General features: G+C 59.6%; 16 protein-coding genes. 9 read left to right on the top strand and 7 right to left on the bottom strand.

Translation table 11 applies throughout. The features are described 5' to 3' along the window. Window position 1: 1 nt before the first annotated feature. Entirely contained in the window at window positions 2-1,900 is a 1,899-nt protein-coding gene (cobT, locus tag AC0L7L_RS01340; RefSeq protein WP_272209848.1) for a cobaltochelatase subunit CobT, read from the top strand. After that, window positions 1,900-2,862, top strand: coding sequence for an esterase-like activity of phytase family protein (locus AC0L7L_RS01335; RefSeq protein WP_473511364.1), 963 nt, complete (start codon window positions 1,900-1,902; stop codon window positions 2,860-2,862). The genes cobT and AC0L7L_RS01335 overlap by 1 nt, the downstream gene beginning before the upstream one ends. On the opposite strand, the gene amyA is transcribed toward AC0L7L_RS01335, so the two are convergent. Then, window positions 2,856-4,352, bottom strand: coding sequence for an alpha-amylase (gene amyA, locus AC0L7L_RS01330; RefSeq protein WP_473511362.1), 1,497 nt, complete (start codon window positions 4,350-4,352; stop codon window positions 2,856-2,858). The two genes, AC0L7L_RS01335 and amyA, sit on opposite strands and share 7 nt — an antisense overlap. Before the next feature lie 191 nt (window positions 4,353-4,543). Here amyA and AC0L7L_RS01325 point away from each other — a divergent pair, with 191 nt between their 5' ends. After that, window positions 4,544-5,986, top strand: coding sequence for a mannitol dehydrogenase family protein (locus AC0L7L_RS01325; RefSeq protein WP_473511360.1), 1,443 nt, complete (start codon window positions 4,544-4,546; stop codon window positions 5,984-5,986). Between the two features lie 56 nt (window positions 5,987-6,042). Here the strand turns inward: AC0L7L_RS01325 and AC0L7L_RS01320 are convergent, their stop codons facing one another. Together AC0L7L_RS01320 and rpmB are read right to left on the bottom strand one after the other, a co-directional pair. Next, window positions 6,043-6,678, bottom strand: a complete 636-nt coding sequence (locus tag AC0L7L_RS01320) for a VUT family protein (RefSeq protein WP_473511358.1) — start codon at window positions 6,676-6,678, stop codon at window positions 6,043-6,045. Window positions 6,679-6,773: 95 nt separating this feature from the next. Next, a complete protein-coding gene (gene rpmB, locus AC0L7L_RS01315) occupies window positions 6,774-7,070 on the bottom strand; it encodes a 50S ribosomal protein L28 (protein ID WP_473511356.1) in 297 nt (98 codons plus the stop codon). A 269-nt stretch (window positions 7,071-7,339) separates the two neighbouring features. Here rpmB and AC0L7L_RS01310 point away from each other — a divergent pair, with 269 nt between their 5' ends. Together AC0L7L_RS01310 and yddG are read left to right on the top strand one after the other, a co-directional pair. Next, window positions 7,340-8,080, top strand: a complete 741-nt coding sequence (locus AC0L7L_RS01310) for a DUF3108 domain-containing protein (RefSeq protein WP_272209841.1) — start codon at window positions 7,340-7,342, stop codon at window positions 8,078-8,080. Between the two features lie 13 nt (window positions 8,081-8,093). Then, a complete protein-coding gene (yddG, locus tag AC0L7L_RS01305; protein WP_473513719.1) occupies window positions 8,094-8,966 on the top strand; it encodes an aromatic amino acid exporter YddG in 873 nt (290 codons plus the stop codon). Between the two features lie 9 nt (window positions 8,967-8,975). Here yddG and AC0L7L_RS01300 read toward each other — a convergent pair whose 3' ends face one another. Together AC0L7L_RS01300 and gloB are read right to left on the bottom strand one after the other, a co-directional pair. Further along, entirely contained in the window at window positions 8,976-9,419 is a 444-nt protein-coding gene (locus tag AC0L7L_RS01300; RefSeq protein ID WP_272209839.1) for a cupin domain-containing protein, read from the bottom strand. Beyond that, entirely contained in the window at window positions 9,419-10,189 is a 771-nt protein-coding gene (gene gloB, locus AC0L7L_RS01295; RefSeq protein ID WP_473511353.1) for a hydroxyacylglutathione hydrolase, read from the bottom strand. Before gloB ends, AC0L7L_RS01300 begins: the two co-directional genes overlap by 1 nt. A gap of 86 nt (window positions 10,190-10,275) precedes the next feature. Between gloB and AC0L7L_RS01290 the strand changes: the two genes are divergently transcribed. From AC0L7L_RS01290 to AC0L7L_RS01280, 3 genes are all read left to right on the top strand, one after another. Next, the gene (locus tag AC0L7L_RS01290) at window positions 10,276-11,019 is read left to right on the top strand and encodes a class I SAM-dependent methyltransferase (protein WP_473511351.1); all 744 of its coding nucleotides are present in this window, start codon (window positions 10,276-10,278) and stop codon (window positions 11,017-11,019) included. Between the two features lie 125 nt (window positions 11,020-11,144). Next, window positions 11,145-12,254, top strand: a complete 1,110-nt coding sequence (hisC, locus tag AC0L7L_RS01285) for a histidinol-phosphate transaminase (RefSeq protein WP_473511349.1) — start codon at window positions 11,145-11,147, stop codon at window positions 12,252-12,254. Then, on the top strand, window positions 12,251-13,180 hold the full coding sequence (locus AC0L7L_RS01280) for a prephenate/arogenate dehydrogenase family protein (protein WP_272209832.1): 930 nt from the start codon (window positions 12,251-12,253) through the stop codon (window positions 13,178-13,180). Before hisC ends, AC0L7L_RS01280 begins: the two co-directional genes overlap by 4 nt. Before the next feature lie 27 nt (window positions 13,181-13,207). On the opposite strand, the gene AC0L7L_RS01275 is transcribed toward AC0L7L_RS01280, so the two are convergent. Then, window positions 13,208-14,206: a DUF2125 domain-containing protein gene (locus tag AC0L7L_RS01275; protein WP_272209831.1), complete on the bottom strand. Its 999-nt coding sequence runs from the start codon at window positions 14,204-14,206 to the stop codon at window positions 13,208-13,210. Between the two features lie 49 nt (window positions 14,207-14,255). Between AC0L7L_RS01275 and AC0L7L_RS01270 the strand changes: the two genes are divergently transcribed. Next, window positions 14,256-14,807, top strand: coding sequence for a gamma-glutamylcyclotransferase (locus AC0L7L_RS01270; RefSeq protein WP_473511346.1), 552 nt, complete (start codon window positions 14,256-14,258; stop codon window positions 14,805-14,807). On the opposite strand, the gene AC0L7L_RS01265 is transcribed toward AC0L7L_RS01270, so the two are convergent. Further along, window positions 14,804-15,598, bottom strand: coding sequence for a lysophospholipid acyltransferase family protein (locus tag AC0L7L_RS01265; RefSeq protein WP_473511344.1), 795 nt, complete (start codon window positions 15,596-15,598; stop codon window positions 14,804-14,806). The two genes, AC0L7L_RS01270 and AC0L7L_RS01265, sit on opposite strands and share 4 nt — an antisense overlap.

The following is a 15,598-nucleotide window of genomic DNA, read 5'->3' as shown; positions in this document are numbered from 1 at the left end:
CATGGCCGGCCCCGGCGACAATAGAAAGTCCAACCCTTACACGCCTGTAGACCTTGAACCGTTGCACCGCGCCGTTTCCGGCTGTGTGCGTGCAGTCTCCGGCGACAGGGAGGCCGAGGTCGTGTTTTCGCGCGACCGGCCGGGCATGAGCGGCAGCCAGATCCGGCTACCGGAATTCTCCAAGCGCCCGACGGCGACTGAGCTTGCCGTGGTGCGCGGCCTTGGGGACTCCATGGCGCTCAGAATGGCCTGCCACAATCCGGTGACCCATGCGCAGATGTCGCCCGGTGGCGCCGACGCGCAGGCTATCTTCGATGCCGTTGAACAGGCGCGTGTCGATTCCATCGGCGCCAAGCGCATGCCGGGCATGGCCAGCAACCTTGCCGCCATGCACGCCGAAAAATACGACAAGGCCAATTTTTCCGCGATCGACCGCAAGGAAGACGCCCCGGTTGCCGAGGCCGTCGCCATGCTGGTGCGCGAAAAGCTTTCCGGCGAAAAGCCGCCGGGTTCAGCCGGACAGGTGCTTGATTTCTGGCGCGATTTCATTGAGCAGAAAGCGTCCGTCGATCTCGACCGGCTGTCGGAAACCATCGATGACCAGCACGCTTTCGCACGGACCATCCGCTCGATGCTCTCCTCAATGGAGCTTGCCGACGACTATTCCGATGAGGATATCGACAGCGAGAACGACGAAGAGAATATTTCCGAGGAAGAGCAGCCGCGTTCCGAACGCCAGAATGACGAGCAGTTTGACGAGGATGCGGGCAATGATTCCGCGCCTGCGGACGACAGCGACGATTCGGACGAGGAGATGGATCAGGGCGAGTTGGACGGCGCGGAGGTGGCCGACACCGAGCTGGACGAAGATGCCGATCCGGACAGCGAAGTTGCCGGCGAGACCAAGCGCCCCAACACCCCGTTTGACGATCTGAACGAGAAGGTCGACTACAAGACCTTCACACAAGAATTCGATGAGGAGATTCGGGCCGAGGAGTTGTGCGACCAGGAAGAGTTGCAGCGCCTGCGCGCCTATCTCGACAAGCAGCTCGCCCATCTTCAAGGCGCCGTCGGACGGCTTGCCAACCGCATGCAGCGCCGGCTGATGGCCAAGCAGAACCGCTCCTGGGATTTCGACCTCGAGGAAGGTTATCTCGATAGCGCGCGCCTGGTGCGCATGGTCATCGATCCGATGCAGCCGCTTTCCTTCAAGATGGAACGCGACACCCAGTTCCGCGATACCGTGGTGTCTCTGCTGATCGATAATTCGGGCTCGATGCGCGGCCGGCCGATCACGGTTGCCGCCACCTGCGGTGACATTCTGGCGCGGACGCTGGAGCGCTGCGGGGTCAAGGTGGAGATCCTCGGATTTACCACCAAGGCCTGGAAGGGCGGCCAGAGCCGCGAGAAATGGCTGGAAGAGGGAAAGCCCGCAACACCGGGCCGCCTCAACGATCTGCGCCATATTGTCTACAAGTCCGCAGACAGCCCCTGGCGGCGCTCTCGGTCCAATCTGGGCCTGATGATGCGCGAGGGACTGCTGAAGGAAAATATCGACGGCGAAGCGCTGATCTGGGCCCATGACCGGCTGATGGCGCGCCCGGAACAGCGGCGAATCCTGATGATGATCTCCGACGGCGCGCCGGTGGATGATTCCACGCTTTCGGTTAATCCGGGCAACTTCCTCGAAAGGCACTTGCGCGCGGTGATCGAACACATCGAAACGCGCTCGCCTGTCGAGCTTCTGGCGATTGGCATTGGCCATGACGTCACGCGCTATTACCGTCGCGCCGTGACAATTGTCGATGCCGACGAGCTGGCAGGCGCGATGACCGACCAGTTGGCAGGCCTGTTCGAAGAACAGGCAGGCGGGGCTTCGACGGGCAGACGACGGCGCTGATGAAGGCTGCTGCTTTTTCTCTGGCGCTTGCGCTTTTTTCGTCACCGGCCTTCGCTGCCAACGTCACAGTCGATGCCGTCCCAATCGAAAAATTTGCGCCTGACAAGGACACAGATCGTTTTGGCCAGCTGGAATTTCTGGGCGGGCTGAAACTGACCTCGCCCGATCCCGATTTCCAGTCGCTTTCAGCAATCCGCTTTCTGCCAGACGCAAAGCGTTTTGTCGCGGTGGCGGATACGGGGGAATGGGTCGACGGCAAGGTAATACGCGATGCTGCCGGACGGCTTTCAGGCCTTGCCGATGTCACCGTCACCCCGATGAAGAACACAAATGGCGTGCATGCAGGCAAAAGCGGCATGGATGCCGAAAGCCTCGCCATTGTCGGGGACCGCATCTATGTCGGTTTCGAAGGCCGCCACCGGATCGACACCTATCCGCTTCACGGGCATCAGGACGTCACCGCCGCAACGGGCCCGGATTTTCTGATCCCGACCTATGAGTTGAGGCGAAACGGCAGTTTCGAGGGGCTCGCCGTCGCCCCTGACGGCCGCATGGTGGTGATCGCCGAGAAAAGCGTAGATCCCGATGGCAACCTTTTCGCCGCCATCATTGACGGACCGGACCGCGGCATTTTCAAAGTTGTAAAGCGCGAGAGCTATGATGTCACCGATGCCGCCTTCCTGCCGGATGGCGACCTTCTGGTGCTGGAACGCCGGTTCTCGCTGCTTTCCGGTGTTGCCATGCGTATCCGTCGGCTGGCGGGTTCAGCAATACGTCCCGGTGCCACGATCGACGGACCGGTGGTCATGCAGGCCTATGGCGGCACGCACCGGATCGACAACATGGAAGGCATGGATATCATCCGTGCGGACGACGGATCGCTCCATGTTATCATCGTCTCCGATGACAACAATTCCCCGCTGCAGAACACGCTGATGCTGGAATTCAGGCTGCCTCAATAGGCCTGAAGACTGTCTTCACGCACCCAGACGCTGACGCTGCCCGCATTAACAGGGAAGGATGCGGACCCCGCATCATCCGTGGTGACCGCATCCTCGCGGTGACCGAGGAAATCGCGGAAGGTCGCATTGGCATGCCCTTCGCCAAGCGTAATGTCTTTTTCGGTTTCCGCGCCATTGGTAAGCACGGTCACAGACCCCGCGGCTTCATCGGTCCCCTGACGGATGATCGCCAGACAGTTCGGATCGTCAAACACAATGGTCTCGCCCCCATTGGCGAATCGCTTGCGCGCCTCGATCAGCTTCGGCAGGCATTCGATCTTCGGCATCTGGATGTCATATTCTTTACCGTCGGACCCTTTATCACGATACTCGGCGCCGTAGAGATCGGGATAGAACACACTCGGCACGCCCTGTTCGCGCATCAGGATCAGCGCATAGGCCAGTGGCTTGAACCAGGGCTCGACGGCCGCCTCAAGCGATTGCAGCGGTTGAGTGTCGTGGTTTTCCACCAGCGTGACGGCATGGTCAGGCACTTCGGCTACCAGCGTGCCATCAAAAATGGTGCGCATGTCGAATGCCCGGCCGTTCACGGACGCATCGTGAAAGCGGTAGTGCAGCTCGACATCGAACAGCATCAACTGCCGGTCCACCAGTTCGAGATAGGATTTCAGCGCATTGATCTCGGGGTGCCAGTATTCGGCGACGATAAAAAAGTCCTCCCGCACATTCTTGCGCATATGGCCAATCCAGTCACGGATGAACCAGGCGGGCATGTGTTTGGCCGCATCCAGACGAAAACCGGCAACAGGCACCTGCTCTGAAAACCAGCGCCCCCAGTATCTCAGCTCCTCGGAAACCGCGCGGTTGCGCAGCTCAACATTGGCACCGATGAGGTAGTCGTAATTGCCGAGTTCGCCGTCGACCTCGTCGTTCCACTCGCCATCGCCATATTCATTGACAAGGCGGAAGACGCCGGTGTCATCCGGATCCTCGATATAGTCGACGCCGGAAAAGCACTTCTGCGTCCAGATAAATTCGGAGTATTTCCCCTGCCGTCCGGGAAATGTGAAACGGGTATAGGCCAGCGCCTCAAAGGCCTCATCCTCAATCTGGGTCCGATCCTGCGAGTTGGCACGGCGAACCTTCACGCGCTCTTTCTCATCCGCGCCGAGCTTGTGGTTAAAGACCACATCATGAATGGCGCCGATACCGTGACCGCCTAGCGTGTGGCAGGCGTTTTCAAACGCGCCGCGATCACCGTATTTGGTGGCGACAGTCCCCTTCTGATCAAACTCGCCAAGGTCGAACAGGTCATAGGTGTCGTAGCCGACCGAATAGCCGCCAGCTGCGCCCTTATAGGCCGGCGGCAACCAGACATCGGTGATCCCCATGCCGGCCAGCTCTTCGGCTCTACCCGCTACCTCGTCCCACAGCGCTCCGCCCGCTGGATAGTACCAGTGAAAAAACTGAAGCAGTACGCGTCCGGCCATGTTGTCCTCTGGAGTTGGGGTGAGCCGTTCTGAAACGAACAGCCTCGGTCAAAGTTCCCTCAGTCGACGGGTTTTCAGCCGGACGTCATCTTTGCGCCAACGGAGATTTTATGCAAACAAGACTTGACGGCTGTCACCTGCCGCGACGATATCCTCCCCAAGACGGCCCCGGCGATCAGAAGGAACAGTTCATGCAAGAAACCATCATCCGTGCCAATCCGGAATTCGACACCGCAGCACTTCGCCCGCGGATCTTGCATATCGGTTTCGGCGGCTTTGCCCGCGCCCATCCTTTGGTCTACCTGCAGGAGGGTATGAACAAGGCTGGCGGAGATTTCGGCGTGGTCGCGGTCCGACTGAATTCGGGCGCGGAAGAGCTGAGCGCGCTTGATGAGGCCGGCCACACCTATCTGATCGCCGAGATCGACGCCGAAACGGTCACCGCGCGGCAGATCGGAGTGGTCACCGGAACCTGTCATCCCAAGCGTGACGGCATTGACACCCTGCTCGATCTGATCGCATCCGAACCGATGGCCGTGATCAGCCTGACGATCACGGAAAAAGGCTATTGCGTCCGCAACGGTCATCTCGATCTCGAAAACAAGGGGATTATCGCCGATCTGGCCAATCCCGAAGAACCAGGCACGGCGATCGGCGTGATTGTCGAGGGCTTGAACCGCCGCTGGAAAGCGGGACGAGACGGGCTGACCGTGCTGTCCTGCGACAACCAGCCCGACAATGGCAAGCTGGCCCGCGCCGCGGTCCTCTCCTATGCCCACCAGCGCGACGGAAAGCTTGCTGACTGGATCGACGCCAATGTCTCCTTCCCCTCCACCATGGTTGACCGTGTTGTACCGGCGCTCGACGATTATGGCCGGGGCGTGCTGCGCACGCTCAATGACGGCAAGGAAGACGATAACGGCATTGTCTGCGAGCCCTTTCGCCAGTGGGTGATCGAGGACGATTTTGCCACCGCCCGCCCCCCGTTCGAGGAAGGCGGCGCCATGATGACCGATGATGTGCAGCCTTTCGAGATGATGAAACTGCGCATGCTCAATGGCGCACACACTTTTCTGGCCATGCTCGGCAGTCTTTCCGGCCTTGAGACGGTTTCAGCCTGCATGGAGGACGATGTTTTCCGCAAGGCGGCGCGGCAGATCATGGTCGATGAACAGCGCCCCACCCTGCCCGCGATCGAAGGCGTTGATCTTGACGACTATGCCGATGCGCTGATCCACCGCTTCACCAATCCGAAGCTGAAGCACCGGACATCGCAGATCGCCTGGGACACCAGCCAGAAACTGCCGCAGCGGCTTCTCCACGGCATTGCCGACAATATCGAGAACAACCGGCCATGGCCGCTGCTGGCGCTCGCTGTGGCCGGTTGGATCCGTTTTGTGAGGGTGACGGCAAATGAGGGCGGCAAGCTAACCGACCCGCTGTCTGACGCCCTGCTGGCAGAAGCGAAAGACTATGACGGCGACCAGCTCGTCGACCGCATTCTTGCCAACGAGTCGATCTTCGATGAGGAGCTGCGCCGCGAGCCGGCCTTCCGCTCGGCGATTACCGGCGCCTACCGCAATATTGTGGAAATGGGACCGCGTCAGGCGGTCGAATCCATTCTCAAGGCATAAAGAAAGGCGGGAACCTTCCCGCCTTCTCAGTCCTCAAATTTATTGGCCGAAAGGCGTCAGGCATTCACCTGACGCATCGGCCTCAGCCAGGTCATCAGCGCGCCATAGGGCAGCAGCATGACGAGACTGAAGATCAGTTTGACCGAGAGATCGCCCAGCGCCCAGGAGACCCAGCGCGGCACTTCCATGACAGGGAAGACACCGAAGAGCGGTGCAACGCCGAGCGCGAATTCATCATTGGCGCCGATGAAGACGAAGACGGCGGCAAAGCTGATCGAGAAGAACAGCACCGTATCGAGGATCGAGCCGAACAGCGAGCCGACCAGCGGCGCCTTCCACCAGCTCTGCCGGCGTAGCCGATTGAACAGCGTGATATCGAGGAACTGGCCGACCAGAAACGCCGTGCCGGATGCGATCGCAATCCGAGGCACCGAGGCGTAGAAGGAAAAAGCAACGCCGACGACAAAGCCTGCGATCACCACCTTGCGGGCAGCAGATGGGCCGAACTGACGGTTGGTCAGGTCATTGACCAGAAAGGCCAGCGGATAGGTGAATGCCCCCCAGGTCAGCAGGTCAGCGAGCGAGATGCCGTAGACCATGCCCTGGACGGGATATTGGACAAGAATGTTGGAGGCGAGAACGACACCTGCCATCAGCAGGCTGTAGATAATGACGGTTTGCGACTGTCGCATTTTTTTATCCTGGGTGATGCCACCAGTTGGCGTAGCAATAAAGAAAGCCTTACTGCGGGGCAGCAAGGCTTTCCAGTTTTAGAAGTGCCTGTTGATCAGGCGGCGGCCTGTTCAGCCGTCTTCTTGATGATTTCCTTGCGAATCAGACGGGCACGCGACGAAAGATCGCCGTCACCGGACTTGATCAGAAATGCGTCAAGGCCACCACGGTGCTCAACCGAGCGCAGCGCTGCAGCGGAAACGCGCAGACGGTAGCTCTGGCCCGTTGCTTCGGACATCAGCGTCACGCGGCACAGGTTCGGCAGGAATTTGCGGCGGGTCTTGTTGTTGGCGTGGCTGACATTGTTGCCGGACAGCACGCCCTTACCAGTCAATTCACACGTGCGGGACATGATTTCACCTATACTCGTCTTCAGCCAACGGCTTACAACGGGACGGCCCAGTCCCGCGATCCAATTGGCGGCTAATTGGAAAGTTGCGGTTCTATAATCGGGTGGCACTTAAAGGTCAAGGCGGATCGTCGGTTTTTCACGGGGACGCAAAAATTTACCGCTGTTTTTTTGGCTCCGGCTGAGACATAAACAGATGAGCAGGAACGACCAGATTCAAGGTGCGAGAGAGCGACATGCGAAAAACCTTCATTTATCAAATTGTAATTGCTATGGTTTTTCTTGTCGGGACCACGGCAACCAGGGCCGAGGACATCAAGCAGCAGACCGTCTACACAATCTCTTTCTCAGGGATCAAGATAGCGGACGCCGTCTTCAATACCACTGTGAAAGACGGTGACTACCGGATCAACGCCGATATCAAGGCGGCGGGAATCGGCAATCTTTTCACCTCCATTGCCGTCAATGTCGATGCCAAAGGTGACTGGAAGGACGGTCGCCCGGAGACAAGAGAATTTCAACTGATCTACCGCGACGGTGACTACGCACGTGACTACGGCGCGGAATTCTCCCGCAAGCGCGTCGTATCCTCTACGATCGAGCCCGATCCCGGCCCGCGCGGCGATGACTGGGTCGAGGTCACGGCAAAGCATCTGCGTGGCGTCGTCGATCCGATATCCGCACTGCTGCTGCAGCCATCCAACAGTCCCTGCCAGGGCAAGATCGCGATCTTTGACGGGGAGACCCGGCTGGATCTTGAGCTTGCACCGGCAGGGTCCAAGCCTTTTTCCACCAAGGGCTTTTCGGGCCGCGCTGTCGGCTGCGCCATCCGCTTCCGCCCAATTGCAGGCTATGAGCGCATGGACGACGACATCGAGTATCTCGCCAACACCCGCGAACTCGTCGTCTGGTTCGCCTTCAACGAAGAGCTGAATGTCTACGCACCGGTTATGGCCCAGATCCCGCTGAAGATCGGTCGGCTGACAATCTACGCTTCGAAATTCGGCGTCTGATACAGGCTTGTTTTTGACAATGCGTGCAACGCTGATCGGCTTTTCGGCCGTCATCATGTGGTCATTTCTGGCCCTGTTTACCGCCGCATCGGGCAAGATGCCGCCATTCCAGCTCTCGGCCATCGCCTTTGCGATCGCGAGCCTGCCCGGTATTTTCGTGCTTGTCGCACGGCCGGAGCGACGCCACGCGCTACGCCAGCCGGCAAAGGTCTGGATTGCCGGTATCGGCGGCCTGTTCGGCTACCACTTCCTGTATTTCACAGCATTGCGCAACGCGCCTGCCGTCGATGCGGGGTTGATCGCCTATCTCTGGCCGCTCCTGATTGTCGTTGGTTCGGCGCTGCTGCCGGGAGAAAAGCTGAGAATCCACCATATCGCGGGAGCGCTGGCCGGGTTTGCAGGGACTGCACTTTTGATCACCCGCGGCGGCGGGCTGACGATCAGTGGCGAATACACCCTCGGCTATATCGCCGCTTTTCTCTGCGCCTTCACCTGGTCGGGCTATTCGCTGATCTCGCGGTCGTTCTCAAAGGTTTCGACCGATGTGGTGACCGGCTTCTGCATGGCAACCTCGGTGCTCTCGCTCCTCTGCCATCTCCTGCTTGAAACGACGATCTGGCCACAATCGACCGGAGAATGGCTTGCCGTCGTCGGCCTCGGCCTGTTTCCGGTCGGCATTGCCTTTTATGCTTGGGACCATGGTGTAAAGAAGGGCAATATTCAGGTGCTCGGCGCGGCAAGTTATGCCGCACCGCTGTTTTCGACCATCATCCTGCTTCTCGCCCGTTTCGGCGAGCCGGGCTGGCGGGTGATTGTCGCCTGCCTGCTGATCACCGGCGGCGCCATTCTGGCCGCGCGCGACATGTTCGTCAGCAAAAAAACGTGAACATAGGCCTCAGCCTTCGGGCGACCAGTAAGGCGGTGCCAGTTCGAAATCATCGAAGATGAAGCCGGGCGCAACCGTGCAGCCCACAAGCGTGAAATCGCCCGTGGTTTCCGCTGCCTGCCAGTGACCGGCGGGAATGACGCATTGCGGGCGCTCACCCGCGGCAATGTCCGGCCCGAGCGTCATCGCCTTGCTGCCCTTCCCATCAGGTGAAATCATCAGCTTCAGCGGTGCACCGGCATAATAGTGCCAAACCTCAACCGAGGTCAGCAACCGGTGCCAGTGCGAACGCTCACCGGCCTTAAGCAGAAAATAGATCAGCGTCGAGGCGCCGCGCTCCGGATCGCCCGCCGTATCGCGAAAGGTTTCGGCAAACCAGCCACCTTCGGGATGCGGTTTCATCTCGAGCGCATCAATCATCGCCTCGGCCGTAGCCGTAGCAGATGCAGCCATCAGAAATTATCCTTCAACCGACGGATTTCGCCCAGAACCTCTTCATCGCCAGCATCTTCCATTCCGAGCTTCGCCCGGATCGCCGGATCCAACACCCTTAAGAACGGATTGGTCTTTTTCTCAAGCCCGATGGTTGTGGGAATGGTGAAATCGCCAGCCTCGCGCAGCGCCGCGACGGCCTCGGCGCGCTCCTTCAAAACCTGATTGTCCGGATCAACCGACAGCGCGAACTTCGCATTGGCGAGCGTATATTCATGACCGAAATAGACTTCAGTCTCATCCGGCAGCGCGATAAGCTTTTTCAACGACGGCCACATGTCGGTGGCGGGCCGCTCGAACAGGCGACCGCAGCCCATGGCAAACAGCGTGTCGGCGGCAAACAGCAGTCCGTCATCAACGAAGTGGTAGCAGATATGGCCAGCCGTATGGCCGGGCGTTTCGATGACATCGATTGTCCGTCCGGCAAATTCCAGCTCAACGCCCTCGCCGACTGCAAAATCGAGGCCTGGAATCACAACGGCCTCTTCTATGGGGCCGACGATCCGGCAGTCATAGCGATCCTTTAGCACAAGATTGCCATCCACATGGTCCTTGTGGTGGTGGGTGGTGAAGATATCAGTGATGGTCCAGCCGCGCTTTTCGGCCTCCGCAATCACCTTCTCGCCATCGGGCGCATCGATGCTGACCGTCTTTTTGGTTTCCGGGTCATGGACCAGTACCCCGTAATTGTCTGAACGGCACATGAAGACGGCGATTTCCAGTGAACGCATATCAAGCCTCGCAATTGCTTACCCAGTCTCGATCAATGTAGTACTGTGCTGTCTCAAGTCCAACTGGGACAGCCGGAACTTCGCTCATGAATGCCGATATCGTTGACCTTCGCGCCTTTTATCACACCCGGCTTGGACGGCTCGCCGCCCATTCCATTGCCATGGCGCTTGCCCCGGTCTGGCCGAAACTGCCGGACGAGAGGTTGGTGGGGCTTGGCTATTGCTTACCCTATCTCGAGCGCTTCGGTTCCGACGCGGAGCGGGTCATGGCCTTCATGCCCGCCTCTCAGGGCGCTATCAACTGGCCGGCCTCTGCCGCCTCTGCAACCGCACTGGTGATGGACGATGACCTCCCCCTGCCCGATGCATCGATCGACCGCGTGTTGATGGTGCATGCGCTGGAATTCACAGAAAGCCCGCGTGAGACCATGCGCGAAATCTGGCGCATTCTCGCACCGGGCGGCCGTCTCATCATCGTCGCACCCAACCGCCGCGGTGTGTGGGCACGGCTCGATCATACGCCTTTCGGCAATGGCCGGCCCTATTCAAAGAGCCAGATCACCGAATTGCTGCGCGAAACCAACTTCACCCCCGGCGCTTTTGCCGAAGCACTGTTCTTTCCGCCTTCCAAGAGCCGTACGGTGCTGCATTTCCGCTCCGGGTTTGAACGCACTGGCCGGACCTTCTGGCCGGCCTTTTCCGGCGTTACTATCGTGGAGGCGCAGAAACGGCTTTATCAGGGGCTTCCGGTCAAGGCCCGCGCGTCCCGCAAGATGCTGGTGCCTGCCCTTGCACCGCAGGGCGTGCCGACAACGCGCAACCGACCTTAAGGCCAGCCACCACGCCCGAGCGCGCCCTCGACAAACCGCGCAATCCTGATTATTCCTTCTTCGTTCAAAAAACGGCCCCCAGGGGCCACATGTTGTTTTCGAGGTTTTCTATGCCTGATCAGTCGATGAAGCCGACACCCCGTCCCGGTGTCATGGATATTGCCGCCTATGTCCCCGGCAAGGACCATGTGGAGGGTGTTGCGAAGGTGCACAAGCTTTCGTCGAACGAAACGCCCCTTGGCGCAAGCCCGAAGGCGATTGCGGCAATGCGCGACCTCAGCGAAACGCTTGCGCTTTACCCCGACGGTCAGGCGACCGCTCTGCGCCAGGCGCTTGCCGCCAAATACGGGCTCAACACCAACAACATTATCTGCGGCAATGGTTCGGACGAATTGCTCGGCCTCCTTGCCCATGTCTATCTCGGCGAGGGCGACGAGGCCATCATCACCGAGCACGGTTTCCTTGTCTACAAGATCCAGATCATGGCGAATGGCGCGACGCCCGTCACCGTGAAGGAGACGGACGCTACCGTCGATGTCGACGCCATTCTTTCGGCGGTTACAGACAAGACGCGGCTTGTCTTCCTTGCAAATCCAGGCAACCCGACCGGCACCTATGTGCCCTTCTCCGAAGTTCGCCGCCTGCATGCCGGCCTGCCGAAAAATGTCATTCTGGTGCTCGACGCGGCTTATGCGGAATATGTCCGCCGCAACGATTATGAAGCCGGCCTCGAACTGGTCGCCGAAAACGCCAATGTGGTGATGACCCGGACCTTCTCGAAGATCTACGGGCTTGCTGCGCTGCGTGTCGGCTGGCTTTACGGCCCGCTCGAAATCGTCGGCGCGCTGGAGCGGGTGCGCGGTCCGTTCAACCTTAACGCCCCGGCGATCGCGGCGGCAACGGCGGCCATCAAGGATGACGCCTTCACCCAGAAGGCCGTCGAATTCAATGCCGGATGGATCGAAACCCTGACCCGTGAACTGGGTGCACTTGGCCTCACGATTACCCCCTCTGTCACCAATTTCGTGCTGATCCATTTTCCCGACAGGGACGGATTGCGCGCGAAGGATGCCGACCGTTTCCTTTCGTCACGTGGTTATGTCCTGCGCGCGGTTGCAGGCTACGGCTTTCCGAATGCCTTGCGCATGAGCGTGGGGACGGATGAGGCCAATCGCGGTGTCATCGCGGCACTGAAAGAGTTTATGGCCGAAAGCGCCGAAACGGACGCGGCATGAGCGATTCCATGTTTGAACGCGTCGCCCTGATCGGCATCGGACTGATCGGCTCCTCGCTTGCCCGCGACATCCGCTCCAAAGGACTTGCAGGCGAGATCGTGGTTTCCACGCGCTCACCGGAAACGCTGCGGCGCGCGGAGGAACTCGGGCTTGGCGACCGCTATACGGCAGCGCCGGAAGATGCTGTCCGGGGTGCCGATCTGGTGATCGTTTCTGTGCCCGTCGGTGCGTCCGGTGCTGTCGCCGAGAAGATCGCGCCCAATCTGAAGCCCGGCGCCATCCTGACTGATGTCGGCTCTACCAAAGCTTCTGTAATTGCCCAGATGGCACCGCATGTGCCGGACGGTGTGCATTTCATTCCCGGTCATCCGATTGCCGGCACGGAGCGCTCCGGACCGGATGCGGGCTTTGAGGGTCTGTTTGTCGGCCGCTGGTGCATCCTGACCCCGCCAGACGGCGCGGACGTGACGGCGGTCGAAAAGCTTACCGCCTTCTGGCAGGCGCTTGGCTCGACTGTGGATCGCATGGTGCCGGAACACCATGACAAGGTGCTCGCCATCGTCTCGCACCTGCCGCATATCATCGCCTATAACATCGTCGGCACTGCCGATGACCTGGAGGCGGTGACCCAGTCGGAAGTCATCCAGTATTCGGCCTCAGGCTTTCGTGATTTCACGCGTCTTGCTGCCTCAGACCCGACGATGTGGCGCGATGTCTGCCTCCATAACCGTGACGCAATCCTGGAGATGCTGGCGCGGTTTTCAGAAGACCTGGCCTATCTGCAACGCGCCATCCGTTGGGGCGAAGGCGACAAGCTGTTCGAGCTATTCACCCGCACACGCGATGTCCGCCGCTCGATCGTTGAAGCCGGGCAGGATGTTGACGCCCCCGACTTCGGCCGCCACGGGCTTGAAAAGAGGGATTGAGGCAAAACAGCCTGCCTCAATGCCGGCTCAGATTGGCGGGATCTGTCCGAGCGGGATGAAGCCCAGCACAGCGCGGCCATGCGCGACCCTGATATCGAGCGCCATCGTGCGCTGACCGCCGGTGAAGGACTTGATCAGCCCCGCCACCGTACTTACACTCCTCGCCGCTTGCGGCAGCGCCAGTTGAATGATCTGCGAGACACCGTCAATACCCGTCAGCTCGACACTGAAGCGGCCGTCCAGATAGCCTTCATGATCGAAAGCAAACGGGCCGGAAACGGCGATATGCGACTGCCGATCGCCAATGGCCAGAGTTGCCTGGTTGACGATACCGCTCTTGCCGCGCAGCGCCTGGGGGCGGATTTCCTTTGTGGCGAGAAGCGATCCGCCATCATCGACCGTCGCCAGAAGGTTGAGGGATACAGAGGGCAATGCGTCGGCATTGTTGCGCGGCCTGAGAACGCCGTCGTTGACCGTGAAAGCAAGATCGAGATCGCCATCATCATTACGGACCAGCCCGTGGGCGTATTCGGCTGTCAGCGTGCCCTGCTGACCTGCAGGCACGGCAAAACGGGCCGTCAGCCTCTCGACATCGAAGGATATCAGCCGCGGCGCCGAACGCCCATAGATCAGCTTTCCGCCGAGGTGTTCCCACTCGGATCTCAATATCATGCCGGCGTCATTGTCCAGATTTGCTGGGCCTGTAACGCTCGCCAAAACCGACCAGGGCGCATAAACCGGCGCTTCGGCCAGAAGCTTCGGCGTATCGAATACGGCGTTGGTTTGGCGGTCACGAACGTGCAGACTATCGCAGTAGAAGCCGAAGCTTGCGGGAAACCCCTGGTATCCGATATCCTCACAGCTGACGACCGTGCTGCTCCCGTTCTGACCTTCCAGCAGCTCGAAAATCCGGGCCTTCACGGTGCGGGCGATAAAGAACCAGCCAAGTGAATAGGCAACGAGGACGATGACCAGCACGATGAGCGTCCACTTAAGATATTTGCGCGTACGGGTTGAACCTGCCATTGTGGTTTCCCATTCTGTCCTTCGTTTCAAACGGATTCAGGCATAGCATATGGACGAATTCTGGGTATTTGGCTACGGCTCGTTAATGTGGAATCCAGGTTTTGCAACCCACAAGCGGATGAATGCACACCTATCGGGCTATCATCGAAGTCTTTGCATTTACTCCTATGTCCATCGCGGAACCGCGGAAAAACCCGGGCTCGTACTTGGCCTTGATCGGGGCGGCTTTTGCGAGGGAGTTGCCTTTGCCGCCAAAAGCAATGACGCAGACGCGGTCATGGACTATCTGCGCGACCGCGAACTGGTGACAAGGGTTTACCGCGAGCTGGTTCTGCCCATCCGGCTCGATAATGGCGCCATCGTTCCCGCCGTTACCTATGTCGTTGATCATTCACACAAGCAATATGCGGGCAAGTTGAATCCCGACCATGCGGCCGAGATTGTGCGCGAGGGCCACGGTCATTCGGGTCCCAACCGGGACTATGTGCTGAACACGGTCGACCATCTGCGCCAGATGCGCATAGACGATGCAGCGCTGGAATCGGTTGCTCATCTGATTCGAAACGAGCAGCCCCGGCCCAAACTCAATGACGGGCCTTAGGCCGTCTCGACCGCCTTCAGGGCCTCGACGCGCTTGCGCGTCACCGCAGCAAGCTCAAGATGCGGGTTTTCGGTAACGGTTTCCACCAGCAGGCGATCGCTTTCCCGCTCCATCGTTTCGACAAGCTCGGCGAAGAAGGCTTTTGGGGGCTTGCCCGGCTGGATGGCGGGGAGGATCCTGACCTTGAAATGCCCCTTCTGGCGGCGGAAATTGCCGCGTGGCCAGAACAGGCCCGGATGCATGACCACTGGCACCACGGGCACTGCAAGCCCGCTGTAAATGAGCTGTATACCGCGTTTGTAGTCCGGTGCAGCGCCCGGCGGACGCCGCGTTCCTTCCGGAAAGATGATCAACTGCCGCCCGGTCTCGACCTCAACCCTTGTACGGGCAATCGCATCCGCCATCGCCCTGCCGCTTGCCGAACGGTCGACAGCGATCTGTCGCTGCTTTTTCAGATACCAGCCAAACAGCGGCATCTGGATCAGCTCACGCTTCAGCATGAAAACCGAATCCGGTATCCATGGCAAGAGCATGATCGTATCCCAGGCCGACTGGTGCTTGGGCACGATGATACAGGGGCCGTCGGGCAGGTTTTCCAGCCCTTCGACTTCGAACGTCGTACCGACCCAGAACCGCATCTGACGATTGACGAAACGGCCCCAGCCCTGAACCACCACACGGTAGGCGTTTTCGCGTGAAGCCGCGAAGTAATAAGGAGACTGGACAATCATCCGAACCGCCGTGCCGGCATAAAAGGCGGTATTAAAGGCGACTGAGCGAAACACTCCCAT

Source organism: Martelella sp. K41-7 (assembly GCF_055808365.1).
Note: the sequence above shows the minus strand (reverse complement) of the source record. Positions and strands in the feature narration are given on the sequence as shown.